Source organism: Cupriavidus numazuensis, from assembly GCF_905397435.1.
GTDB classification, from domain to species: Bacteria; Pseudomonadota; Gammaproteobacteria; order Burkholderiales; family Burkholderiaceae; genus Cupriavidus; species Cupriavidus numazuensis.
Map to the genome: position 1 here is coordinate 1 of NZ_CAJPVI010000066.1, position 25980 is coordinate 25980.

General features: G+C 62.1%; 20 protein-coding genes. 5 read left to right on the forward strand and 15 right to left on the reverse strand.

Annotation, left to right across the window (positions count from 1 at the left end; translation table 11 throughout):
• The first annotated feature begins 152 nt into the window (after positions 1-152).
• Entirely contained in the window at positions 153-506 is a 354-nt protein-coding gene (gene tnpB, locus KHO41_RS34875) for an IS66 family insertion sequence element accessory protein TnpB (RefSeq protein ID WP_211957788.1), read from the forward strand.
• A 31-nt stretch (positions 507-537) separates the two neighbouring features.
• The gene (tnpC, locus tag KHO41_RS34880) at positions 538-2133 is read left to right on the forward strand and encodes an IS66 family transposase (RefSeq protein ID WP_211957789.1); all 1596 of its coding nucleotides are present in this window, start codon (positions 538-540) and stop codon (positions 2131-2133) included.
• On the opposite strand, the gene KHO41_RS34885 is transcribed toward tnpC, so the two are convergent.
• From KHO41_RS34885 to KHO41_RS34900, 4 genes are all read right to left on the reverse strand, one after another.
• Complete coding sequence (locus KHO41_RS34885; RefSeq protein ID WP_211957816.1) at positions 2127-2972, reverse strand: hypothetical protein; 846 nt, start codon at positions 2970-2972, stop codon at positions 2127-2129. The genes tnpC and KHO41_RS34885 overlap by 7 nt on opposite strands.
• Before the next feature lie 175 nt (positions 2973-3147).
• Entirely contained in the window at positions 3148-4143 is a 996-nt protein-coding gene (locus KHO41_RS34890) for a Bug family tripartite tricarboxylate transporter substrate binding protein (RefSeq protein WP_211957790.1), read from the reverse strand.
• 494 nt (positions 4144-4637) lie between these two features.
• Positions 4638-5384 (reverse strand): TetR/AcrR family transcriptional regulator, encoded by a 747-nt coding sequence (locus tag KHO41_RS34895; protein ID WP_211957791.1) that lies wholly within the window; start codon positions 5382-5384, stop codon positions 4638-4640.
• A gap of 150 nt (positions 5385-5534) precedes the next feature.
• A complete protein-coding gene (locus tag KHO41_RS34900) occupies positions 5535-7748 on the reverse strand; it encodes a putative bifunctional diguanylate cyclase/phosphodiesterase (RefSeq protein ID WP_211957792.1) in 2214 nt (737 codons plus the stop codon).
• Positions 7749-8365: 617 nt separating this feature from the next.
• Between KHO41_RS34900 and KHO41_RS34905 the strand changes: the two genes are divergently transcribed.
• Positions 8366-10069 (forward strand): methyl-accepting chemotaxis protein, encoded by a 1704-nt coding sequence (locus KHO41_RS34905; RefSeq protein WP_244874171.1) that lies wholly within the window; start codon positions 8366-8368, stop codon positions 10067-10069.
• 84 nt (positions 10070-10153) lie between these two features.
• Here KHO41_RS34905 and KHO41_RS34910 read toward each other — a convergent pair whose 3' ends face one another.
• The 7 genes from KHO41_RS34910 to KHO41_RS34940 form a co-directional block, all read right to left on the reverse strand.
• Entirely contained in the window at positions 10154-10765 is a 612-nt protein-coding gene (locus KHO41_RS34910) for a response regulator transcription factor (RefSeq protein ID WP_244874172.1), read from the reverse strand.
• Between the two features lie 219 nt (positions 10766-10984).
• Positions 10985-11452, reverse strand: a complete 468-nt coding sequence (locus tag KHO41_RS34915; RefSeq protein ID WP_211957793.1) for a hypothetical protein — start codon at positions 11450-11452, stop codon at positions 10985-10987.
• An 11-nt stretch (positions 11453-11463) separates the two neighbouring features.
• Positions 11464-12234, reverse strand: coding sequence for a DUF2092 domain-containing protein (locus KHO41_RS34920; protein WP_211957794.1), 771 nt, complete (start codon positions 12232-12234; stop codon positions 11464-11466).
• A 159-nt stretch (positions 12235-12393) separates the two neighbouring features.
• Positions 12394-13968, reverse strand: coding sequence for a carboxylesterase/lipase family protein (locus KHO41_RS34925; protein ID WP_211957795.1), 1575 nt, complete (start codon positions 13966-13968; stop codon positions 12394-12396).
• 108 nt (positions 13969-14076) lie between these two features.
• Positions 14077-15369 (reverse strand): DUF1254 domain-containing protein, encoded by a 1293-nt coding sequence (locus KHO41_RS34930; protein WP_211957796.1) that lies wholly within the window; start codon positions 15367-15369, stop codon positions 14077-14079.
• Between the two features lie 556 nt (positions 15370-15925).
• The gene (gene flhD, locus KHO41_RS34935) at positions 15926-16240 is read right to left on the reverse strand and encodes a flagellar transcriptional regulator FlhD (RefSeq protein WP_211957797.1); all 315 of its coding nucleotides are present in this window, start codon (positions 16238-16240) and stop codon (positions 15926-15928) included.
• A gap of 344 nt (positions 16241-16584) precedes the next feature.
• The gene (locus tag KHO41_RS34940; RefSeq protein ID WP_244874173.1) at positions 16585-17727 is read right to left on the reverse strand and encodes a DUF1254 domain-containing protein; all 1143 of its coding nucleotides are present in this window, start codon (positions 17725-17727) and stop codon (positions 16585-16587) included.
• Between the two features lie 300 nt (positions 17728-18027).
• Here KHO41_RS34940 and KHO41_RS34945 point away from each other — a divergent pair, with 300 nt between their 5' ends.
• Positions 18028-18564: a phasin family protein gene (locus KHO41_RS34945; protein WP_211957798.1), complete on the forward strand. Its 537-nt coding sequence runs from the start codon at positions 18028-18030 to the stop codon at positions 18562-18564.
• 122 nt (positions 18565-18686) lie between these two features.
• On the opposite strand, the gene KHO41_RS34950 is transcribed toward KHO41_RS34945, so the two are convergent.
• The 4 genes from KHO41_RS34950 to KHO41_RS34965 are packed head-to-tail and all read right to left on the reverse strand — an operon-like array spanning position 18687 to position 24290.
• The gene (locus tag KHO41_RS34950) at positions 18687-20435 is read right to left on the reverse strand and encodes a wax ester/triacylglycerol synthase family O-acyltransferase (protein WP_211957799.1); all 1749 of its coding nucleotides are present in this window, start codon (positions 20433-20435) and stop codon (positions 18687-18689) included.
• A gap of 28 nt (positions 20436-20463) precedes the next feature.
• Positions 20464-21270 (reverse strand): esterase/lipase family protein, encoded by an 807-nt coding sequence (locus tag KHO41_RS34955; protein ID WP_211957800.1) that lies wholly within the window; start codon positions 21268-21270, stop codon positions 20464-20466.
• Between the two features lie 53 nt (positions 21271-21323).
• Entirely contained in the window at positions 21324-23006 is a 1683-nt protein-coding gene (locus tag KHO41_RS34960) for a long-chain-fatty-acid--CoA ligase (RefSeq protein ID WP_211957801.1), read from the reverse strand.
• Positions 23007-23033: 27 nt separating this feature from the next.
• Positions 23034-24290: an MFS transporter gene (locus tag KHO41_RS34965; protein ID WP_244874174.1), complete on the reverse strand. Its 1257-nt coding sequence runs from the start codon at positions 24288-24290 to the stop codon at positions 23034-23036.
• 431 nt (positions 24291-24721) lie between these two features.
• Between KHO41_RS34965 and KHO41_RS34970 the strand changes: the two genes are divergently transcribed.
• Complete coding sequence (locus KHO41_RS34970; protein WP_211957803.1) at positions 24722-25801, forward strand: AraC family transcriptional regulator; 1080 nt, start codon at positions 24722-24724, stop codon at positions 25799-25801.
• Positions 25802-25980: the final 179 nt, after the last annotated feature.

Sequence of the window (25980 nt, forward strand, 5' to 3'; positions counted from 1 at the left end):
ACCACCACGACCACCACGATGCTGCCCGAACCTGCCTTGCCGTGCGAGGTGATCGCCTTGCACGTGCGCTTGCCAAACGGGGTGGCGTTCGATGTGGGCAAGGTGCGGCTCGAAACGCTGACGGCGATGGTCCAGATGCTGGGGAGGTTGTCGTGTTCCGATTCAACAACGGGCTGAAGGTCTACCTGCATCGCGATCCCGTGGACTTCCGTGCGGGCATCAACGGTCTGTCGATCCTGGTCGAACAGGCCATGGCGCTCAATCCCATGGCACAGGCGCTGTACGTGTTTGGCAATCGTAGGCGCGATCGCATCAAGATTCTCGCGTGGGATCGCGTTGGCTTCTGGCTGCTGACGAAGCGATTGGACACTGACCACTTTGTCTGGCCGCCCGATGGTGCCAATGTTATCGAGCTCAGCGTGGATCAGTTGCATTGGTTGCTCGATGGCATCGATCTCACGACGCTTCGCAAGCATCCGCAGCGATATTATGCGCGCGTGAGTTGAACGACGGACTGGCATGTCGGTCTAATCGCGCATGCCAGTTACCGTTACCATTACTGCCGAGGAACTCGAGGCGCTGCTCGCAGAACGCGCTGCCGCGCATGCGCTTCGGCACGAGCATGAAGCCCTGCGCAGCGAACTCAGGTTGGTGAAGGCGCAGCGGGATCTGGCAGAAGAGCGACTGCGTGCGTATCGCCGAGAACTGTTCGGCGCCAAGAGCGAAGCGCGGGATGCGGACCAACTGGGACTGTTCAACGAGGCCGAAGCGCTGAGCGCGGCCAATGCGCAGCCCGCGCAGGAAGACGTCCCGGAAACGAAGGTGGGCGCGCACTCGCGCAAGAAGCGTGGACGCAAGCCGCTCGATCCCGATCTGCCACGCGAAACGGTACGCCACGAATTGCCCGAGTCCGAGCGCTTCTGTGCGCACGATGGTCATGCGCTGGTGGAGATCGGTGTCGAGACGAGCGAACAGCTCGATGTCATTCCCGAACAGGTGCGCGTCATCCAGCACCAGCGCGTCAAGTACGCGTGCCCATGCTGTGACCTGGGCATCAAAGTCACCCCCGCGCCAGCGCGCATCATTCCCCGCGGCCTGTTCACCGAATCGGCGCTGGCCTGGATTGCCACCGGCAAGTACCAGTTCGGCATGCCACTGTACCGGCAAGCGGGGCTGCTGCGCCGCTTCGGTGGTGACATCTCCTCGAACACGATCGCGGCAAGCATGGTGCGCGTCGGTCTGGCCGCCCAGCCCGTCATCAACCTGATGCGGGATGCACTGTTCGACTCGGCGCTGATCTACAGCGACGAAACCACCTTCCAGGTCTTGAAGGAGCCAGACCGACGGCCACAAACCAAGAGCTACCTCTGGTGTCAAATGAACGGCTCGGGACCCCCGATCCGGTTGTTCACCTACACCCCTGGACGGGGCGGCAACCATGCCGAGCAACTGTTTGCCGGCATCGAGCCCGGCACGGCGCTAATGAGCGACGGCTACGAGCTGTATAACGGCATCGCCTACGACTACCAACTCGTGCACCTTGGCTGCTGGAGCCATGCCAGGAGGTACTTCATCAAGGCCGAGGATGCTATCCCGAAAGCGGCGCGCTCGCCAGAGCAACTGCCCACGCGATTCATCAAGCTGATCGCAAAGCTCTATGCGGCCGAAGCGCGCAGTGCCAACTGGCCGGCTCAGCGGCGACTGCACCTGCGCACGCGTTATAGCGCTCGGGTCCTCGATCTCATCCAGGCGATGCTCACCGAGCATCGTGACACGGTCGTGCCAGGCAGCTTGCTCGGCAAGGCACTGCAATACCTGCACGGCCAGTGGCCCAAACTCGTCCGCTACATCGAGAACGGGGACTGGCCCATCTCGAACAATCCTTGCGAGAACGCGATTCGTCCATTTGTGGTCGGGCGCCGCGGCTGGCTATTCGCCTCCACCGTCGCAGGCGCCCATGCCAGTGCCAATCTTTATTCCCTCGTTGAGACGTGCAAAGCCAACGGCATTGACCCGTATCGCTACCTGCTCTGGCTGTTCATGAAGTTGCCCCTGGCCACCACGGCCGATGACTATGCCGCGCTGCTACCTTGGGCTATGCCTGACGCAGTTGTGAGTGACGTCGTTTATTGACTGCATACAATCCTCGTCACGAACATCTCATGTGCGCTGGTGTCGAGTTCCAAACCCGTGCCGAGGGTGGTCAGGTAATTGAAGCCAAGCGCGCCTGCCTGGTTTCCGAGATAGTGCGAGTGTGACAACTCCAGCACGTAGCGTACCGGCCGATCGAGCGCACGCAGGCCGGTGGGCGCGCGCCACCGGGCGTACACGCTCGCTGTTTGGGCGGACGATGAGGCTTCGATCCCCGATGATGTTCCGAAGCTTCGCAAGTGAATGTTGGTGTAGCGAAGCTCGAGGTCCAGATCGCTGCCCTCGCGGTGGCGCTCCCAGTCGAGCATCACCGATCCGCCCAGGCCGTAGGCGTTCATCGTGCCACCATCAAGGAACGCAATCTCGCGACCGATCTTGTGTTCGATCACAAACTTTGCAATGGACAGGTCACTTGTCACGCGGCCGATCGACGCGTTGAATATGGGCCGGACAACCAGTTCGTTGTCGTCCATGAGCGGAATATCCCATCCCACACCCGCCGTGCCCGCCATCGTATTCCACTTGGCGGGCAGGCGGCGGGTCTCACGGCCATCCGACGCGACGAACGACGGATCATAGCGGTTGTACGCAACCGAGCCCTCCAGATAAAGCGGGAAGGAACGGCTTACCGTGGCGCCGCCCCCAAGTTGCCATAGCGTCAGATCCGGATTGTCCGTGCTGGCACTGCTGATGGACAGTGAACTTGATGCCAGGTCCGGTACCACGGCGAAGGACATCAATGACAGGGCAGCGACTGACTGCCTCTGGACATTGGCGCCGACCAGGGTGAATGCCGGCCCGGACTGTCCCCGTGCCGGCATGGCCACGACAGCGGCAATCAGCACGCTGACCGTCAGCACGGATCTCAGGGTGCCTTGCGGGCGGGCATTGATGCGCCCTTCTCGTTGAAGTGCAGGCCGGGCGGCGAACGACAACATTGGAATCAGCAAATGACAGAGATCGCGTTGCACCGGATCAACAGGAAAGGCCAGCGCCTCATTCCGCCTTGACTCCTGCAGTGCGGATGATTTCGCCCCATGTCCGGTAGTCAGCCCGAACGGTTTCGGCGAACTGTGCCGGGCTCTTGATCGGGGGCGCGGACATGTTGGCTGCCGCAAAACGCTGTGCGAGTTCAGGTGAAACCAGCACCTTGTTGATCTCGGCATTCAGACGCTGAACGATCTGCGGCGGCGTCCCTGTGGGCACAAACACGCCGTACCAGGAATCGGCATCAAAGCGATAGCCCTGTTCGGTCATGGTGGGAATATCCGGCAGCGCAGGCGTGCGCCGGGTGCCACTGACTGCCAGCGCGCGCAGCTTGCCGGACCGGATCAGCGGGGCCGACGAGGTCACATCGACAAATGCCACCTTGATCGTCCCGCCTTGCAGGTCGGTCAGGATCTGCGTCACCGTACGATACGGAACGTGGCGGATTCGCAGCCCGGACTGCTGCTTGAGCGACTCCATTGTCAGATGGCCGCCAGAGCCGATGCCCCATGACGCGTACTCGAGATCCTCGCCCTTCGCGCGCGCATACTCGACGAACTCCTTCAAGTTGCGCACAGGCAGGTCGGGTGATACCACGAGGTAACTACCGCCGGAACCGATCTGTGCCACCGGCGCGAGATCCTTCAGCGCATCGTACGGAACATGTGGCTGCAGCGTCGCGTTGATGACCATCGCACTGGCGTACGTAAACAGCACGGTGTAGCCGTCCGGCCTGGACTTGGCAACCGTGTCGTTCGCGATCATGCCGTTGGCGCCCGACTTGTTGTCCACGATCACCGGCTGCTTCAGCGCGCGGGAAACGCCCTCCGCCACCAGGCGAGCGAAGATGTCCGCGCCGCCACCCGCGGCCGATGCGGTAACCAGCCGGAGCGGGCGGGCTGGCCACGCATCAGTTTGCGCCGTCGCCGCACCAGGTGCGGCAACCACGCTCATGGCGGCCAGTGCCAGCACGACAGTACGGCGGTTGCGAAGAATGCTCGTCATCCTGTGTCTCCTTTGCCTTGCTTTCCCAATTTAAGCTATTGGCTTAATGCACGACGAATCGTCACCGCAAGCGAGAGTGCCGTCAAGTAGAAAAACCCCGCAGCCATCCAGGTACGCATTCCAGCAAGCCCGGCTCCCGTGTCGGACGCAATACGTGGCGGCGGAAACCGGCATCGGTGTTGGGGCAAATACCGGCTACGCGGGGGCACCCGCGAGCCGGTATGCTTTGCGCATGATTACGCTACGAGCTTAATACCGGGATAAGATGGAGTACGTCATGCGAAGTTCGGGGGCCACCGCGCCGCAGTACGGGGTGCCTGAGCCACTGGCGCGGCAAGCCTGCACGCGCCTGGCCTGTGCCACACGGTCTGGAGTCGGGCGATCAGCTTTCCTGGCTATCGGCGTTGCGGCCGATGACAGGTGTTAGGGATGTTGCTGCCCGTCGGTTGGTTTCGCGCCGGGATATCCGCGAGCGCAGATCCCGCCTGGCGTATTCAGGAGCGTTTTGTCCTGCTTCGCGTCGCCGGTTCGACGGCGGCACTCAGGCCACCTGCGCAGTAAGCGACCAGGTTCGCAATCGGCGGCTTGATGTTCCGCAGCCGGTCATGGCGGCTCCAGTGCGCCATGGCGTAGACCACGCTGTGGTTGAACCAGACATAGCGGTCGCGCAACACCTTGGCGGGAACGTCAGGCAATGCGACAGCGATCAGCCGGCGCACGCGCAGGATGGCCGAGATCGAGGCCGAATCAATCGCCTCGAGCGAAAATAGCTGCGGACTGAAGGTTGCCTGGGCCAGGACTTGCAGGTAGTCCGGTCCCCAAGGGGTTTCCAGGACTGTGTCGGCAAGCGCGGAGATCGATTGCCGGACGACATCCTTGAGCGCAGGCGTCTTGCCGTCCGCTTCGAGATCGTCCAGATAGCGGTGACGCACGGCGTTGACATGCGAAAGCCGCCAGTTCAACAGCTGGCCGACCAGCGCTTCGCGCGAGCCGAAGTAATAATGCAGAGCGGAGTGATTGCGCTGTCCGGCCTCGGCGGCAATCTGGCGCAGCGGCACCAGTTCGACACCATGCTGCGCGAACAGGCGTTCGGCCACTTCAAGAAGGCGCGTGGCGGACTTGCTGTCGGCCCCCGGCCTGGGCTCTGCCGTCCGCGCCTGCGATTTGCGGTCCGCCAGCTTCTCCACCACAGTCTGTTCGGCCGGTTCCGGCGTGTTGGACGAGCTTTGGGAGCGCCGCATTGGGACAAGAGCTTAGGGTTCGGTTGGCGCCATTATGCTTGCAAGCACCGAATGAGTGCAAGCGACGTGCAAATTGCACGACAGCCATAGGGAAGCCGAGCCTGCTTGCGACTTCGGCGTGAAGCGTGGAACGCCGAGGGCCGAGGCGGCCTAGGCTAACAAGGTCGCCTTGGACGTCTTCACAAATGCCTCGAACTGGTCTGGCGCAAGCGGTTTGCTGATCAGGTAGCCCTGTGCTTCGTCACAGCCGTGGCTGGCGAGAACCTCCATCTGATCGATCGTCTCTACCCCTTCGGCAATGGTCCTGAGCCCCTTGCTCCGGGCCAGGCGCGTCACCGCGCCTACGATCGCACGATCGTCAGCATCGCGGCAGATGTCCCGGACGAATGACCGATCGATCTTCAGCTTGAACACCTTGAACCGCTTCAGGTAGCTCAGGGACGAGTATCCGGTGCCAAAGTCATCGATTGCCACGCGGACGCCCAGGGTGTGCAGTTGATCGATGATGGCGACGGCGGCATCGGGATCCCGCATCGCCACGCTTTCGGTCAGTTCCAGTTCGAGCCAATCCGCCGGCAGGCTTGTCTCTTTGAGAACCTTGCCGACGAGTCCGGGCAAGCTCGGGTGGTGGAACTGGACTCCGGACAGGTTTACCGCGACCGGGAACCCGGGGAGGCCAGCGTGAATCCAGTAGCGACGCTGCTGCGCGGCAGTCCTCAGCACCCACTCACCGATCTGCATGATCAGCCCGCTGTCCTCGGCCACCGGAATGAACTCGACGGGCGACACTTCACCGAGGAGCGGGTGCGTCCACCGTATCAGCGCTTCCGCGCCAACCAGCGTGCCGTCCTTGATCGATATCTGCGGCTGGTACACCAGCCGGAACTGCCCCTCATCGAGCGCGTGCCGAAGGGCATTGGCAACGCTGAGTTGCCGGATGGTGCACGCCTCCATTTGCCCGGTATAGAAACGATAGCCCGAGCGCCCCTCCCGCTTCACATGATAGAGCGCCGTGTCCGCATGTCGCAGCAGAACGTCCAGCGTTTCACCGTGGGCAGGATACTGGGCGATACCAAGCGATGCCGACACGGAAAGCTCATGATTCTGCAGTTGGAACGGCTCCGAAATCGCCGCGAGTATGCGCCGCGCCAGCGGCTCGGCCTGCCGGGCTGTCGTATCGAGCAGCAGGATTGCGAACTCATCGCCGCCGAGTCGCGCTACGGTGTCCCGCGACCGCACCTGGCCACGCAGACGGCCAGCCAGCATCACCAGCAGATCGTCCCCAACACTGTGACCAAACGCATCATTGATATTCTTGAATCGGTCCAGATCAAGAAACATCAAGGCAAGTGGCCGCTGTTCGCTCTTGGCCTTGTCCAGGAGCTCTTCCGCCTGCTCCTGCAGCAGCGCCCGGTTCGGCAACCCCGTAAGAAGATCGAAATGTGCGAGGTGACGGATCCTGTCCTCGGCTTCCTGCTTCTGGATCGCAATGGTCGCCAGACTGGCCTGCGTCTCCGAGAGCCACCCGAGAATGCTGAACTCGCGGCCTCGCGGCACGGGAATCGCCGTAAAGAAGTCCCCCCGTCCGAGACGCGCGATCCTTGTATGCAGCTCTTCGACACGCCCCCCCAGCACCGCCGACATGCGCAGCCTCATGGCGGCGAGCACGGTCAATAAAAGGATGCCGCTTAGCACAATGGCCAGGCGCATCCGTGCGGCATTGGTAGCCGACTGGCGTGCCGCAGCCAGCGTCCGCGCGTCGGCCAGTCGGTAGAAGTCGCCGATGGCCGCCATGATGCTGGCCTTGGCCGCGTCATATTCGGCATCGTAGAGCATGGCAATGGCACGTTCGCGGTTGGTATCGGCCTGCCGCGTGCTCGATCCAACCAGGTTCATCGCCGCATACTCCCTGGCCGTCAACACGTCCGACTCTGCCTTGGCTCTGGTCAGCCGCGCAAACTCCTCTTCCGTAAAGCCCGCCTCTCGCATCATGGCAATCAGCGGAACTGGCCGGCGCTCCGTAGCGGCCTTTTCCGCGCCGGGCAACAGCAGATCCCAGTAGATGTTCTGATAGTTGAGCAATCGGGCCCGCTTGCCCTCCCGCACCTCGAGAATCTCTTCGTAGGCGCGCCTGTAGTTCTGGTTTCCGGTGACGACATAGGTCCGCGCCATGCGTGTCAGGTCATCCGATGACTGGCGCAACATCTCCGCCAGCAGGAACGATCGCCGCCGTACCTCATCCGCCCGTTCGCTTTCGTGCGAAGCCTGAAGATACAGAGTGAATGTCGCCGCGAAGATGACGAAGGCCACCAGCGCCAGCCAGTAGTTGAGGGAGTTTCCCCGGTCGGTTCTGTCGGCGGTCATTGATGCATTCTTATAGTCTCGGGGAGAAAGCGTACGCATTCCTGCGCCTCGATTCCGTTACAGGATTCTGCCCCTGCCGCAAACAGCTCGCGAGAGTAAAACTACCCAAGGTGTCATTGACCTGACAGCGCAGTGCCATCGAAACCGATAGAGGGAACAGGCTTGAGTAGTTCTACTCTACGTTCGCTGAATTTTGATGAACTACACTCCATTGGATATGCCAGTTTCGAGTGTTTTTCATGGATCTTCCGCTCGATGCCGTACGCGTATTTTCAATAAGCATCCCTGAATTGAAAGCAGGCGTCGAAATACTCAGGGCATCAGGTCCTCATGGGGGATCCTGGAATATAAGGACGATTAAAGTCGCTGCCAGCCAGTGAAACATCCCCCGCTAACGAGGGGGTGGAGCTTTCGATGCCCCAAACCGTAAGCTTTTCTCGCACATCCCCTTTGTGCAACGGTGCTTCCCCGGGCACCACCTTGGGCGGTCCATAGGCCGTTGGACCGCCCACTTTTTTTGCACCATTTCCGTGAATATTCCTTTGCTTTACGAATGGCCTCTCTGATTTCCTGAAAATATTCCTCCCCACTTTGTATTCCAAAAACTGGATTTCAACATGAGACGAATTTCGATTAAGCAAAGATTCATACTTCTCTCTGTGATCATCGCCGTGCTGATGGCCATGATCATGGCATCGATCATTGCGCTGAATATCAGCAGGGACCAGCTCAATAAGGCGCACGAAAACCGCTTCCTTGCCAGGCAACTGGCAACCGAACTGCGCCAGAGCTCGGACGATCTCACGCGGCTTGCGCGCACGTACGTCGTGACTGGCGACGAGCAGTACGCGCAGCAATACCAGGCCATCCTGGATATTCGCGACGGCAAGCGGCCCCGCCCCCAGAACTACGACCGGATCTACTGGGACTTCGTTGCCGCTGACGGCAAGCCTCCGCGGCCCGACGGCGACAAGGTTTCCTTGATCGAGCTGATGAAGCAGGCGGGCTTCACCGATGCGGAACTAGGCAAGCTCGACGAGGCCAAACGGAACTCCGACGCCCTGGTACGAACCGAGGTCGTCGCGATGAACGCCGTGAAAGGTCGGTTCGAAGATGCCAGTGGCGGCTTCACGGTATCCCGGGAGCCCGATCCCGAGATGGCGCGGAATCTCATGCACGACCACAACTATCACACCAACAAGGCGAAGATCATGCGTCCCGTGGACGAGTTCTTCGCGATGCTGGACACACGCACAGAGAGCGAGGTCATGGAGGCGCACCAGCGCGCCGACCTGCTTGGCATGGTGGTGTATGTCCTGGTAGCAGTGTGCTTAGTCATTCTCGTCGCCATGCTCGTCCTCACTTATCGCGCCATTGTTCGCCCCCTTTACTCGGCCATTGACGAGTTCGCATACATTGCGAAGGGGGACCTGACGCGCCATATCGATGTGCGAACCGGCGATGAAATGGGCACCATGCTGGGACGCTTGCACGATATGCAGCAGTCCATCGCCCAGACAGTCGGTGCCGTGCTCGACCGCTCTGACTCCGTCGGCGTGGCTACTGGACAGATCGCCGCGGGGAACCTCGACCTTTCATCGCGGACGGAGCAACAAGCCGCATCGCTGGAAGAAACCGCGGCGAGCATGGAGCAGCTCACCGTGGCGGTTCGACAGAACTCCGAAAGCGCGCGGCAAGCCAGCCTGCTGGCCGGCAACGCGTCGGACATCGCGGCAACAGGAAGCGCGGCGGTGCAACGCGTTGTCGAGATGATCGGGCAAATCAACCAGGGATCCAGCAAGATTGCCGAGTTCACCGGGATCATCGAAGGCATTGCCTTTCAGACCAATATTCTCGCGCTCAATGCTGCCGTCGAGGCTGCCCGTGCTGGCGAGCAAGGCCGTGGCTTCGCGGTTGTCGCCAGTGAAGTCCGTAGCCTGGCCCAGCGCTCCTCTTCCGCGGCAAAGGAAATCAAGGCGCTGATCGAGGACTCTGTCAGGAACGCGAGAAGCGGCACCGAGCTGGTGGGGACAGCGGGCGGCACGATGGAAGAGCTCGGCCAGGCGATCAAACGCGTAACCGATCTGGTCGGTGACATCGCAGCCGCGTCGCAGGAACAGAGCAGCGGCATCGAACAGGTCAATCTTGCCGTCGCACAGATGGACGAGATGACGCAACAGAACGCTGCGCTGGTGGAACAGGCAGCGGCCGCCGCGCAATCTCTTGAGGAGCAAGGCCAGGGCCTGAAAGGGGCGGTGTCGTTCTTCAGGATTCCGGATTCGCGCCCGGCCGCCAGTTCGGCAATCGCTGCCTTACCCTGACACATTCATGCATGAACACGGCGGAGGGAATCCCACCGCTCCGCCGCCACCGTGCCACGCGATCGGTGCGAAAGCCGCGTGGCCCTAATCCGTGGCAGGCGAGGCAGGACTGTCGCCCGCAAACATCCGGACCAGTCCGGCAAGAGAATCAACCTCGAGCTTTTCCGTTAGGCGGGCTCTATGGTTTTCGACCGTGCGCACGCTGATGCCGAGCGCCTGGGCGACGGTCCGGCTGGACTGTCCTTCTACGATGCGTTTCGCAATCTGCCGTTCCCTGGGCGTCAGCGTGGCAAGCCGCTGGCGGTTCTCCGCCAGCGCCAGCCTTTCGGCGTGCCGCGCGGGGCTGCACGCAAGTGCGGCCATGACCGCACGCACCAGCTGCGCGCAATCCACCGGCTTCTCCAGAAAATCGAAAGCACCAAGCTTCATGGCTTCGACGACGGCGCGAACTTCAGCCTGCCCGGAAACAAGGATCGTGGGCAGCTCCATGCCGACCTCCGCCAGTTCCCGCATCAGTTCGATCCCATCCATGCCAGGCATGCGCAGATCGCAGATGAGACATTCGCAGGGCCGCGGAGCGTAGCCCTGCAGGAAAGCGCGGGCAGACCTGAACAGCTTCAGCGACCGCCCATCCGCATGCAAGATCCGCTGATAGAGCCAGAGAACAAGTTCATCGTCGTCGACGATGTAAACCATGGGACGATATCCCGACACAGCTTCGTGCATTCCTCTACAACCCTCGGTGACAGTTCCGGTGCGCCGCGCACAAGTTCGCGGACGTAATGGCAGTACCAAGGTACCTCGCGCAAATTCCTGACTGCATGACGGCGTCCGCGACATGCCTCATCGCGAATGCCAAGGCCGCTGCGGCCCGCTATTGCGGCGCAGCGGCGTGGAGCTTGCCAGATGACGCCACTAGTAAGGCGCGTTGACAACGACAAACTCGGGGCCCCGGGACTGATACCACGTGGTACCGCACTGCTGGTAGACGAGGCCCGCGTAGTTGACCGGAACGCAGCCGGGCGGCACCGACCGTACGATGGAGCCGATCACCGCGGAAGTCACGGCAACTGTCGCGGTGACGGCGGCCGCTGTGGCGATGGGGTGATAATCGTCGTCCCAGCCGCCGTGCCTCTCGACGTTGACATTGACATTGCGGTTGACGTTGACATTGTTGATGCTGGAGTGCCTGACATTGCGTGTCCGCACATCCGCACGGCTGTTGTCGACGTGTGCGGTGTGTCGCACGCTGCTGACGCCGCGGTCACTGCGGCCGGCAGCCCTGTGCCGCTCCGCCGCGCCCGAGTTCGAGGGGGAGGCAATGCTGGCTGCGACCAGCGTTGCCATCAGCAACGACCTCACTGTGTGTTCTCGGATGATCATGTCGCGCTCCACTATTGGTTTGTCAGAGGCACGGCCTCGATCTGCCGTGCACCCTTGGGGGCGGCAAAGGTAAAGACTGAGTCGGAGAAGCGCGGACTGGTCGTCCAACGGATCGTCGACACGGACTGTGGACGTGCCTCATCCGACCGGTCTGTGATCACCAGCTTGCGCGGCAGCGGACGGCTGCCGGCAGCGATCCAGATCTGCCAGTCGATCTTTCCCTGGCGGAACGCGTAGTGCTCGCAGACGTCACCATCGACAATGTCCTGGCCTGCATTCATGGCGGAGTCGATCGTCCCGGTTGGAGCATTCGACGTGCCCCAGGCGAAAAGATCGGCAAGCGGAAGCTCGATGCCGTATCGATTCTCCAGCTGCTGTATCAGTCCGCCGAGCGTGTCGACCATCGCGATCGATGAATAGTATTTTTGAGACGGCGCGTAGATGGTGACGACCTTTCCATCGTAAAGGATCTCGCGCTCACTTCGCGCGCTCGATATGCTGGCCTTGATCTTGTTCGGTCGCGACACATCGAGCCGTGCGGCGGCTGTGTGCTGCAGTTTTTGCCCGTCTGCAAGAACCCGCTCGCCACTCAATTCAGTGGAAACCTGGAAGCGCTGCAGCGACAAAAGATAGGCGCCCATTGTCTTGAGGGCCTGGATCGCCTCCTGGTCGATGGCCCCGGCCTGAACGCCAGATCCGTTCGCCGGCTGTGCCGCCTGTGCAATGGCGCACGGCCCCGCCAAAGCCATGGCCACACCAAGTAGCAGAGCTTTCCGTTTCATATCTTCTCCATGGCTGTAAAGTCAACCGCTACGGCTGCCGCAGATAGCAGGCACCCGTGAAATGCCGACGTTTCGTCATTGACGCTATTGGCTGAATTCAAGATCGCTCGTCAAACGGAACGCACCGTCACGAGGCAAACGCTCGCAACATGAGAGGAATTACCGTCCTTGCCCGGTCCCCTCGTAGACGGAAGACCAGAGGTCCAGACGCGCCTTCAGCGGATCCGGGCCGTAGGCAGCGCCATGATTGGTAAAGTCGAAAACGCGGTCTGACGAGTTCCGGCCGAAGGGCGGCCACGTCGGCCGCGCCGGGCCATTCGGGTCACCGCTGCGCGCAAACGCCACCCAATAGGCACTCGCGAGCGTCGCCATGGACCTGTCGTTGGCGGTAACCGCATTGCCAACCAAGGCTGCCGGAAGGTTGAAGGTATATGGAATCTCGAATGAATGCGGCGTTCCCGAGAGCTTGCTGCGCTGGGATTCCGCGACGTATGAGAAGCGATATAGCCAGACCGGTTGCCCGGATGCAGCGACCATGTCGGCCAGGTGCCGTGCCGGCTCAACCAGCGTCTTATCCGCCAGTACCTGCTGCTTCAGCTCATCGAACATCAGCGTACCGTGCGGGTCGTATAGCCGGCGCGCCTCCTCCGCCCTGCTTCCGAACAGAGCGAAGAGATCTTCCTTGGTCATCGCCATGCCGACGCCGAGGTCGCGGCTGTTGGCACCGACCATGACCGGCACCTTGTTCCACTGTCCGGTAGCCAGCGCCTCGTCGGCACTGCGAACAAGGAACTTTCCATCGAGGATCGCCGTGGGGAAGCCGTCTGGCAACTTGCCCGAACTCAAGCCGGCAATGACCTCGCGCGCCGAAGCGCCCTCAAGCAGCGCTTCGGCGGATAACGCGCGCAATGCGCAAAGTCCCTGGAAGCCACGGTCATGCACGCCGACCGACTCCGCATAGTTCACAGCGCTCCGTTGTGCCTCTCCCAAGGTCACCAGCGGCAGACTGGCCGCGCGCGCTGTGGGCACACCAGGCGATTGCAGGATCGCGCGGGCAAACAAGCCTTTCGACATCGGCGAAGCCAGGTGCGCCAGCACCGACCCTCCACCAGCTGACTGGCCAAACAACGTCACCTGCGACGGATCGCCGCCAAATGCGGCGATATTGGCTTTGACCCACCTCAGGGCAGCAAGCTGGTCAAGATATCCGAAGTTTGCCGTCGGGTTGCTGCCGGCCTCGTCGGAAAGGGCGGGAAACGCAAAGAAGCCAAAGCGGCCCATGCGATAGTTCATGCTGACGACGATGACACCCTGACGTGCCAACCCATCGCCGAGGTACATGGCTGTGTTCCCATGCGCCAGAGCGCCGCCGTAGATCCATACCATGACGGGCATCGGCTTCCCGGTTGCCTTGACGGGGCGCCAGATATTGAGCGTGAGACAGTCCTCCGACTTCGGTATGTCATCCGTCTGCATGCATGCCGGACCAAACGCCTTTGCATCGAGCGTCCCAGCCCAGCGTGGGACCGGACGCGGCGGACGCCAGCGCAGATCGCCGACAGGCGCTGCCGCAAACGGTATGCCCTTGAACGCGACTACGTCGCGCTCGATCGTTCCGTGCACCGCTCCGGCCGGCGCATCGACAATGGCCGTGTCGTGCGCCTCCGCGAATAGATGAGGCGCAAATAGCAACAGCGACAATCCAACGATCCGCCTGTATCCTTGCCGCGTCATAGCTGCTCCGCCCTTCAACGTAGTCAGTTCGGTATAGCCCGCAGCGCTCGCCCTGCCTGCGCTGCCATGAGAATGGTCATTCCATCGGTAGCCGATGCCCCTGACGGGCTACCGAAGCCGAACGGCGTCCGGCATGAGGAAACTGCGGTCTAGCAGGTCCTTGCGTGGCTGGTAAAAGCGCACCGTCAATGAGAAGGGACCCGCCGGAGCTGGGAGCCAGTTTGCTTCGCCTCCCTGGGGGCGTGCGTGCTGAAGCAGGACCTCAAGCGAGCCGTCAGCCTGACGACTCAATCCCGGTGTGCGATCGCCCAGCGCATAGCGGCCGAGCGTGTTCTCGGTAAAGAACCGCCGGCCGTCTGGCGTGATCTCGTACATGGACAATGACCAGAACGCGTCGACCGGAACGTTGCCTGGAAGCGTCAGCCGGTATGCGTGGCTGCCATGCAGGGGCATGCCGGCCTCATCGGTCTGCGTGGTGAGGTAGATCGCCTCCTCGCGCTCCAGCGCGCCGAGGCCGACCATCGATACGAAGGCGCGACACGCGTAGTCGGCACCAAAGCGACCCAGATGATCCGGTCCGCCGGTCCAGGAGCCGCCGGCAGTATGGCGGGTACCCGGCGGTGGCACAGTCAGGCTGGCCAGATTCGCCTGGTGCGTGCTCGACCAGGCGTCACGGACGTCGGGATCGAGCATATGCCACGCACCTTTCTGCCCGGGACGAATGCCGACGGCCTCGAAGCTTTCAAAGAGTTCGCTCTCGTGCGGCGGCAACGGATTGCGGCCAAGTACCTCGTTCACCAGGTCGAGGTAGTGCTCCGGAGAGCTTTCCTGCGGCACACTTTGCAACAGCCGCGGCACGCCGGTCGAATCCAGCGGGCGAAGCGTAATGGCATCCTGGATTGCATGAACATTGCCAAGGTCCTCCTCGCCATCCACCAGCAAGCGCCCGAGCATCCACACATCGTTGCAGGAAAGCCGGATCACTTCAGCGCCATGGGGCACCGTCCCGTGCCAACCCGGTCCGGCGAGCAGCCATGTCTGCGCCGCCGTGCCCGTGGTACGCCGACCAATGCAGGCCACGTTATTGGTGAAGATGTCGAGAAACGCAAAGCTGAAGTAGCGGTCATGCATGTCCGGCAACGACAGCAGCATGGCACCATCGGCCAGATCGAGCCACGCCGATGAATACAGCGTGTCGTTATTCGGCGTTGTGACAGTGCGCGCACGGTGATCAAGGAGTGCGCGGTTGTGACGCAGCACATTCGGTGGGGTGTACTGCGGGTGCGCCGTCTTCTGGCTGTACTCCCAGCGCGACTGCGCCAGGTCGTGCACAGGGAAGGAATAGATGAATGCCTCGCGCACCTTGGCCGCAGGATGGTTCAATGAAAGTCTGTCATTCATGGCTGGTCTCCTTGGTGACGGCTATTCGGGCCGCTCTCGGCCACGTCAACGCACCGCAGCCCCACAATGGCAGCGCCAATGCGTGGGGACCTGGCCATGACGTGGCGGTTTCCGCCTATCCGGCGCGGCGAACGACAAAGAACATCGGGTGGTAATCGAGTCGATCTCGCCTGCTCCGTGCTCGCCCTCGTAGATTAAGCTAATCGCTTAACTCGATGGCCGATGATGACATCAAGGCTGACGGCGAGTCAAGCAGCACTACCCTGCAGGCGTACGAAGAGGCGAAAGAGACGACTTCGCGGCGAGACCACCGGCCTCCATCATGGCGGGCCCACACGTGGTGCGCCGAGTCGGTGTGATTAAAAAAAATACCCGCGACAGCGGGCGAAAAGGTAGAAATAGCGAAGCAAGGCGGGCAGTCTCCCCTACCTCGGTGGGGATGAACTCCGAGGGAATCGAAGCCGATATAAGTAGCATGCAGAGCAACTCTGCAGGTATCTCCCCCGATACCCTACAGGGTGCCTCTTTGAACAGGGGCACCCTTCTTTTTTTCAGGCTAAAGAGTCTTTGCGGACTGCCTGCCAAGCAGGATGGCCAGATGAGCCGATTGCAGTTCGCGATGGCCGTTGCCATTCAAGAGGTTATTGAGCATGCGCCCTTCGAAAATACGAAACTCGCAGATAACTTCTGTCGACGCGGCAATCTTCAGGACTTGAGCTGTGGTTAGTCTTTCCAGTATTGCGAGAAGATCCCGATTGATGCCCAATCGGTACGCTGCAGCCAATTGATCCTCGCGTGCGAGCTTTTGGGCAAGCAGCAAGTAAGAAAGGTTGAACTCCTGAATATCCGTCAGTGTCACACCGCCTTGCATTGACTTACCTCCAATCGACTCATTGCGGTCGGCGCGTCTTAGACGCCGGTTGCGTAGTCTAGGGAGGCCATCTTTTTGGCGAAAGAGTAAAATTACTTATGCCCATACGCCAAGCAGGCCTCCCAAAAAAAACGGCGCTTCACAAGGAAGGCGCCGTGTCGAGGAGTCGCGAATGGTTGGGTTTCGCAAAGTCGAGTTTGCTCCTGCGCCACGCTGCACTCAACCCCGCCTTTTTTGGGGATTGACCGTGCGCAGCAAGGATCGGGTATGGACTGCCGCGTCGAAATCGCACCGCGTCTGGAAGCCAACTTCTTCTCACTTTTTCGACTATCTGGCACCGACGGCTACAGCGGTTCGGCTCGCGGGAACCGCCAGCTACCATTCAATAGCTCGCTACGCGGCCGATACAAGCGCACCGTGTAGTTCCATCCTGGCATGATCGAAAGACAATTGGTGGCGGCGGCTCCGCAGTTCCCGAAGCGGACGGTGACCGAGCCGTCGGGATTGGGCACGGCCGTCAGATTACTCAGTGCATAACTGCCGGCTGTATCGCGTGCGATATAGCCATCAGGCTCGTACACGGTGATTGACCAGAAGCCGTCAACGGGAACATCCCTGACCGTCAGCTCGTGCGCGGTCTTGCCATCGTTACGACGCGGATAGACTGAGTCATAGATCGCTTCGCGACGCGGATTACCGGCCCAGCCGGTTGCGGTTCCGATCAGATGGTCAAGAGGATCGACTTCCTTGCGCGTCCCAAACCTGTCGGTGATTCCGCCCAGCTCTCCCAACTGAGCCAGCGCGTTGCGCACCTTGCTGCGCGAACCCGCGTCCCAGGCGGGCACTTCGAAGCTACCTGCGCTCGCCTGGTTGACCGTGATCGCATCCTGCACGGCATTTGCCGCCGCGATGTCCTGCGCATCGTCCGCATTGGCAAGGACGCGCACGATAAGGAATGCGTAGCGCGTGCCCACGGCCTCACGCGTATAGGTATGGCGGCCCGGTGTGTAGCTGACATCAACCGTATAGTGATCCTCGGAAATCACCTGCAATGCCATGTATCTGCCGGAGACCTCAGGGAGGATGACGCTTACCGCGCCAGCCTGCAGATCAAACACGCCTGCCGAGTACAGCGTGTCGCGATTCATGCGAATCACGTCCTGCTTATCCACCGCCGTGGGTTGGCGCTGGTGCTGAAGTCTGGCAAAGCCGCCTTTGGCGGCGATTCTGGCGAAGTACATGTCGGTCTCGGCACGAACGAAGTTGTGCACATTGACGGGTACGGGCACTTCTGCCGCATGGACGGCGAACAGTGGAGCCGCCAGTGCGGCGATGAGTAGTCGGCGAATCATAGGAAGGCAAAGACCAGGGATCGGGAAGAGGGATTCGAGGCACGTCATCCGGTATGACGAATCCGCGAGTGGGCAAACGCGAAACAGCTGGTACAAGCGGTACAAGCGCATCGTCAACAGGAGCGCTGCATGCAAGCGCCAACTCCGTACGTTCCCGGCGATATTAAGCTAGTAGCTCAATTTAACGAAATGCTCGCCAATGTCAAGAAGTCACCCAACGACACGCCGACACAAGCGAATGAAGAGTCACGCCGAGTTGCGACACATCGTTTGAGGCAGGGGCGTCACTTTCATGACAGTGACTGCGTATCCCCTGTCGTAAAAAGACCGCTCCGCGTCACGAGTAGCGCTTGTCATGTTGCACTGCAACATATAGTCTTGCAGGTGTCGGATGTCCGGCGAAATGACGAAACCCATCCTCCTTTGGAGACAGAAATGAGCAAACAAATCGAAGACATCGCTGCAGCGCACCAATCCGTATTCCAGGCGCTGACGGGCCTGACCTCAACCGCCTTCTCGGGCGTCGAGAAATTGCTGGAACTCAACCTCGAGGCCGTGCGCATTCAGGTGGCCGACCGCACGGAAGGCGTCAAGCAGGTGCTGGCTGCACGTGACCCGCAAGCTCTCCTGTCGGCTCAGAAGGACCTGCTGAAGCCGGTGGCCCAGCACACACTGGACTACAGCCGACGGGTGTACGAGATCACCTCGCAGACGCAGTCGGCGCTGACTGCAGCAGCCAGCGAGCAACTGGCCGCGAACGCGAAGCAGGTAGAAGCGCTGCTTGAAAACCTCGCCATGAATTCGCCGGTGGGTGCGGATGCCGCGGTTGCCATCGTGCGCTCGGCCATTCAGGCCGCCAACAATGCTGCGGCTTCCGTGCAGAAGGCGGCCGAGCAGGCCGGCGAACTTGCCCGTACGAACTACAAGGCCGCGACCGACGCTTTTTCCGGCGCCGCGGGCAAGGCACTCTGATACAAGACGAGCCACGTGCGGGTTCCGCCCACGGCGGAACCGCGCCACCCGTCGTGTCGAATCCGGAATCGGCCCCACACGGGGCCGATTTTCGTATCGGGAATGCACGCCAGCGCGAAGGGTCAGGCCTTCTTGCGACGCCCTGCGGAAGCCGGGGCGGGACGCTTGCGACGAACCGGCTGGGCTTGCGCGTCGAGTTCGATCCGGGGTGACAGGATCACCTCTGGTACATGCGTCGCGTCGCGGTCTGTGGACGAAGCGGCCATGGTCACCACTGGCAGTTCGCTACCGGACGGTGCCTGCGGTTGTTCTGCGGCGGCAGCGGGCACCCCTGGCGGCGCCACAGAACTTTGTTCCGGCAAAGCCGTCTCCGCAGCCGCCGTACCCGCTGCCGCCGCCTGGTTGCGCGCCAACGACAGCAACAGCCGGTGCTCGGCCAGCAGATCGTCACCGAGCTCCGTCAGGTCGCCAAACGCACGGCGGCAGGCGATCAGGCCGTAGTCGAGGCGGCCGTTGTAGCTATGCACGGTAATGTTGAGCGCCATGCCGTGCGACGGAATCGACACCGGATAGTGCGTCACCACCGTAGCGCCGGCGAAATACATCGGGCGGTTGTGGCCGGCGACGTTGGAAACCACGAGGTTGGCGACCGGAGGCATCCAGTCCGCCAGGCGCGAACGGCCATAGAGCGAGGCCAGCCCCGAGATCAGCCACGGCGAGGCGAAGATCGGCACGTCGGTCCCCATGGCACCCTTCACGGGATCGATCACTGCCTTGCGCTGCGTCGATACCACGCCGATCTTGCGCAGCCGCTCCACCGGATCGGCCACGTCAGTGCAAAGGTCGGTGACCATCATGCCGACCTGGTTGTTCGCGGTGCCATCGTCCTCGGCGCGCAGGCTCATGGGCACGGCCGCGCTCAGCGATTTCGCGGGCAACTCATCGCTCGCCATCAGGTAGTTGCGCATGGCGCCGGCCACCACGCCGAGCACCACATCGTTGAACGAAACACCGAATGTCCTGGCAATTTCCTTCACTTCCGCGGTCGGCGTCGTGCGGCCCGCGAAGGTGCGCTGATTCGTGATGGCCACGTTCATCGGCGTGCGCGGCGCCAGCAAGCTGGCCAGCGGCGAGTTCAGCAGGCCGCCGACCAGGTTCTCCGCAGGCTTGCCGGCTCCCGGTGCGACGCCGGGCGGACTCCATACCGGCAGCGCCTTGCCCAGTGCCGGACTCAGCAGTCCCTGGAAGACGTTGAGGAAGTCCGGTGCCATCGTGGCCAGCTTCAGGTACTGCTGGGCCGAGTTTCGCACCGCGGCCATGGCAAGCTCCGCCACGCCCAGCTGGTAGGGATCGCGGCGCGGCTTCTGGCGCGGAGGACGGATCTTGCGGCCGGTCGGCGTGCCATCGAACAGCGCGCGGCCGATCGCAACGCCGGCCTGCCCGTCGACGCCCGCATGGTGCGCCTTCACATAGAGGCCTACCTGTCCGCTGCGCAATCCATCGATCACGACGATTTCCCACAGCGGGCGGCTGCGGTCGAGCAGGCTCGAATGCATGCGTGCCACCACTTGCTGGAGCTGACGGTTGCTGCCGGGCTTCGGCAGCGTGACATGGCGGATGTGGTAGTCGAGATCCAGATCGTCATCGTCCACCCACACCGGGTTCGAGAGATCAAATGGCATCAGCGCCAGCTTGCGCGTGAAGATCGATGCAAGATGCAGGCGCTCTCTCATATGCTTCTTGACGTCCTCAAGGAAGTCGCCTTCGTAGCCCGCGGGAAGATCCAGTACGTGCAGGCCGCCAATATGCATTGGCATTTCGGCGGACTCGACGTGAAGAAAAGACGCATCGATGGTGCTAAGCGGGGTCATGCATGTCTCCGGAATAATGCGTTGGGCGTCACGATCGGACAGGCGCCTTGAACGGGAAGAGCGAGCGGTACAGGCCGCGTGGCGCGAAGTGGGTCCAGCCATCTTCCGGCAGCGCGAGGCGGTCGCCCACGGCATACCAGACCAGCGGGTTGACGCCGAGGCCGAGGTGGCTGGCCACATTGATCTCGATGTTGTCGGTCATGGGGCCAGGGCGCTCCACGCTGCAGCCCCAGCCCACCACGCCGTCGGCGCGACTGTAGATGGACGTGGTCGGAACGGGAGGTGCCACGTTGCCGCGGGCCGATTCATCGACGGCCTGCCCGCGTGTGAGGAAGCGGAAGACCTGCCAGGCGTTGCTGCTCGTCTCGGGCGCACCGTAAAGCGGGCTGCCAAGCGTGATGACCTGCCGGACCTTCTCGGGCATGGCGCGCGCCAGCTCGCGCGCGTAGACCCCGCCGAGGCTCCAGCCGATGAGGCTGATCTTTCGGCCCGAGGTCTGGTGCAGCGACTCGACACGATGCTGCAGGGCTTCGAGCAAGCCCTCGCGCGGGCCGAGGTTGTTGCCCTGCTTCCAGCCGTGCACATCGTAGCCACGGCTGCGCAGAAAGCGGCGCAGCAGCGAGGTCGAGTGGTCGCTGGCCAGCAGGCCTGGCAGCACCAGCACGCTGTGGCCGTCGCCCCGCGGCACATCGCGCAGCAGCAAAGGGAGGGTCCACGGCAGCGAGGCCAGTTCCAGCAGCGCGCGGCCCTCGATGCCATAGAGCAGGATGGACGGGCAGCGTTCGTCGGGCTCGCGATTGAAAGGGGCCGCCAGCGAAGCGATGAGATCGGACATGTCGGTCATTTCCTGTTAGCTGTTCAGGGATGGATCAGTGGATGCAGGGATCATCAGGCTTGCACCTCGTCCAGCAGCATCTTCTTCGACAGCTTGCCCACCGCTGTCTTGGGCAGGTCTGTACGGAACTCCAGGGCGTACACCATCTCGTGCTTGCCGAGATAAGGCTTCAGAAACTCCTTGAGTTCGTCGAGCGAGAACGCGTCGTGGCCCTGGCGCAGCTTGATGTAGGCCTTTGGCGACTGGCCGCGGTACGGGTCGGGGATGCCGATCACCATCACTTCTTCCACGGACGGGTGACTGTAGATGGCTTCTTCGATGACACGCGGATAGACATTGAAGCCGCCGCACAGAAGCATGTCCTTCGTCCGGTCGATGATGTACAGATAGCCATCCTCGTCGAGGTATCCCACGTCGCCGGTACGGAAGAAGCCGTCGGCGGTGAAGCTGTCGGCAGTCTCGTCGGGCTTCTTCCAGTAGCCGGCCATCACGTTGGGCCCACGCACCGCAATCTCTCCTGGCTCGCCTGGCTTGGCGGCGTGCTCGGGGTTGTCCACATCGAGAAGGCGGATGTCCACGCCCGGCATTGGAATGCCGCACGAGCCGGGGCGCGGATCGATGTGGTTCGGCGTGAACGTGCCCGTGGATGACGTCTCGGTCATGCCCCAGCCCTCGCTCAGCGTGCAGCCGGTAAGCTGTTGGAACTGGCGCAGCAGTTCCACGGGCAGCGGCGCACCGCCGGAGTTGCAGACCTTGAGCGAACGCAGGTCGAAGCGCGATACCTCGGGATGGCAGCACAAGGCCGTGAACATCGTGGGAACGCCGGGGAAGTGGCTGATGCTCCGACTGCTGATCTCCTGCAGGATCGCGGCCGCATCGAACCTGACCATCAGCACCAGCTCCGCCCCGATACGGATGCCGAGCAGCAGGTTGACGACCATCGCGTACACATGGAACAGCGGCAGCGCCACGAGCGAGCGTTCCGCGCCCTCCTGCAACAGGTCATCGCCCATGGCAATCGCGTGTGCCTGGGCGGTAGCGGCGGAAAGGCTTGCGTGGGTCAGCACGGCACCCTTGGGCAGGCCGGTGGTTCCCCCCGTGTACTGCAATACCGCAACGTTGGTGCGCGCATCCGTCGCCAACGGTGCAACGTATTGCCCGTCGTTGTCGAGGAGCGCCGCAAACGTCATCGCATTCTCATCGCCGTCGATAGCCGCCAACTGCCCGCTCGCCTGCATCTGCGCGCGCACCTGGTCCGGTTGCGCCGAGAATTCGCCAAGCGTGCCCACTACAAGCTTGCGCAGGCGCGTGCGTTGCGCGAGGTCGCGCATGGCCGGGTAGAGCGAGGCGGCGTCAATGGTGACGAGCACGTCGGTCTCGCTGTCCTCGATCTTGTGTTCGATCACTGCGATGGCATCGAGCGGCGAGTAATTGACCACCGTCGCACCGGCGCGCAGGATGCCGAAAAAGGCGATCACGTACTGCGGCACGTTTGGGAGATACAACCCAACGCGGACACCGGGCGCGACGCCCAGGGCGCGCAGCCCGACCGCGGCGCGGTCAACCAGGGCCGACAGTTCGCGGTAGGTGAGCGTACGGCCCATGTAGCCGACAGCCGGGCGAGCCGGCCAGCGGCGCACGGCATCGTCGAGCAGGGAAATCAGGTGAGTTTGCGGCAGTTCGGCGTTCCAGCTCACGCCCGGAGGATAGAACTTTGCCCAAGTGGGTTGACGCATGTGAGGCTCCTGAACAGGCTGTGAAGATCAAGATGGCTTGCGCGATCCCTGGTAGGCAGAGACCGGAATGCTGGTCAACAGCACGATGCTGGTGAAGAGCAGCAAGATGCCGAGATACATGCCAGCGTCGAGCTTGCCGGTGCCGGACTGGATCGCCCCCAGCACCGCCGGGCTGACCATGCCAGCCAGGCTGGCTACGCTGTTGATCAGGGCAATGCCGGCCGGCGCGGCTTCTTTCGACAGGTAGGACGTAGCGATCGCCCAAAAGATGGGCATCGCGCCCACCGCGCCGCATGCGACAACGGAGATCGCCACCAGCATGCCGCCCAGGCTGTCGCCGAACGCCACAGCGCCACCGAGTCCCGACATGGCCATGCATAGTGCGAACACGTAGTGGCCGCGTCGCTCGCGGCGCGCGTCGGAACGCTGTGCGAACCAGATCATGAAGATCGCGCCGAGCAGATTGGGAATAGCGGTGTACATGCCAATGGCCTGTACGTCGGCTACGCCGCTGCGCTTGATCATGGTAGGTAGCCAGAATGCAAGCGCGTACGTGCAACAGAGAATGCAGAAGAACATCACTGCGAGCTTCCAGACCGTTGCGTTGCCAAGGGCTGCGCGCAGCGGCCCGTGCCCCGCATCCGCAGGGCTGGCGTCGTCAGACAAGGACTCGGCTGCCGCCTGCTGCAACAGCGCCTTCTCTTTCTCGGTCAGCCAGCTCGCACTCGACGGCCCCTCCGGCAAGACGGCGAACACTACCAGCCCCATCAGGACACTTGGAATACCCTCGAGCAGGAACATCCATTGCCAGCCCTCCCAACCGTGCACGTTATGCATGTTCTTCAGGATCCAGCCCGACACCGGGCCGGTAATGGCACCCGCCACGACCGACGCGACCATGAACCACGCCACCACGCGGGCGCGGTATTCGCGCGGAAACCAGAAGGTCAGGTACAGGACAATGCCGGGAAAGAAGCCCGCCTCGAACACGCCGAGCAGAAAGCGCAACAGGTAGAACTCGGCCGGCGTAGAAACGAAGAGCGTAAGCGTCGATGCCAGGCCCCAAAGCACCATCACGCGCGTCATGGTCTTGCGCGCCCCGATGCGGCGCAGCAACAGGTTGCTCGGCACCTCGAAGAGAAAGTACCCGACGAAGAAGATGCCTGCGGCCAGTCCGTAGACGGCATCGCTGAAGCCGAGCGATGGCTTCATCTGCAACTGCGCGAGCCCGATGTTCATCCGGTCCATGCAGTTGAGTACATAGCAAAGAAAGAGCAGAGGCATGAGCCGCCTCGCGACCTTCCGGTAAAGCGCGCTCAGGTCAGGCGTTTGCGCGGCGCCGAGCGAGTCGCGTGCGAGGACTGGTGAAACGTTATTTGTACTGGACGGCATGGGAATTCGGATTGCGTCGGACGGACTGCGAGTTCGCCGTCGATGGATGGCTGCGCCGTGGCGCTTGCGCTCGCACGCATCGCTCCGGTATAACGGGCGCCATATGGTGAGGCCGGCACGCACTGGGTGCGCAGGGCGGCGGTGCATGCGCGACAGCGCGCAATACCCCGGTACCGATGCAGAATGGGCTACGGTGATGGCCGCATCTTTGTCTCCGTATTTTGTTCTTTCAATTCTGGTGTTTGCCGTCTAGCGTAAATTCCGGACATCGCAGGGAACAGGTCGGGAGACGCCAGGGAACGGGTTACTTTCTGACAGGGAGCATGGAGACATCGCAAACGATTACAGCGTCCGCGACCGATCTCTGGACGCGAGGCCGTGAAGGTGGCTATCTGGCTCACGCAGTGGCTGTCCTGGTGCGCTTCATGGAGGCGCGGGGCGTCGCACCGGAGCTGACGCTGCGGGATACGGGACTCGAGATGCCTGGGTTGCTTGCACCCGCCAAGCGGCTCTCGAAGCACCAGATTCTCAAGGCATTTGGCAATGCGCTGGAGCGCTTCGGCGAGCCCGGCCTCGGCCTTCAACTGGGCGCACGCATGCACATCGCGGCGTGCGGCATCTACGGCTATGCGTTGCTGAGCAGCCGCACGCACGCGGAGGCCATCGAGTTTGCGAGCAAGTACCACGACATCCTGAGCCCTTTCACGCCAATCCAGTTCGTGCGTCACGGCGGCAACGTCGGCTGGCGTATTGATCCCGCCATCGACGCCGCGCAGACCGACCCACTGTACCGCTTCGTCGTCGAGCTGACGGCGGCCGGCATGCTGACGCTCCTCAGGGAACTGTACGGCTCCCGATTCCAGCTCTCGCTGGTGGAAATGGCAGGCCGACGCGAAGCAAGCGATAGCATGGTCGAGGCGCAGATGGGTTGCCCGGTCAGCTTCAATGCACCCTTCAACGCCATCTGGTTCGATGAGGCGTGGACTACGCAACCGATGACACATTCGGACCCGATCACGCACGAGACGATGCGCGAGCTTTGCGAGATCGTGCTGCTCAAGCTGCCGCGCGATGGGCAACTTGCAGGGCGTGTGCGGCGCTTGATGCTGGAGACCCCGGGCCAGTTTCCCGACATGGACCGCGTGGCTGGGGCACTAGCGCTGAATCCCCGCACGCTGCAGCGGATGCTCGACGAGGAAGGCACTTCGTTTCGCCAGATCCTGGCGGAAGTCCGCATGAATCTCGCCGATGTGTACCTGCGAGTCAGCGACCTGACCGTCGAGGAGATCGCCAACCGCCTCGGCTACAGTGATCCTCCAAACTTCCGTCGCGCATTCATCCGGTGGAAAGGCCTGAGCCCAAGCGAATACCGCAAGCAGCTGGCTGGCTCGCCCAGGAACTGAGTGCTGGTCCGCCAACTGGCACTTGACGACCTTCCCGGCCGTCCGGCATTTGCTCTTTTTAAGCTTATAGCTTACCCTGAGCGCGACGTCGGATCCAGCGGCCGGCACGCCAAGCAGTAAAAGCCGCGCCCATCAGACGCGTATCCCCGGACAACACCTGCCACCAGAGCACGACACGT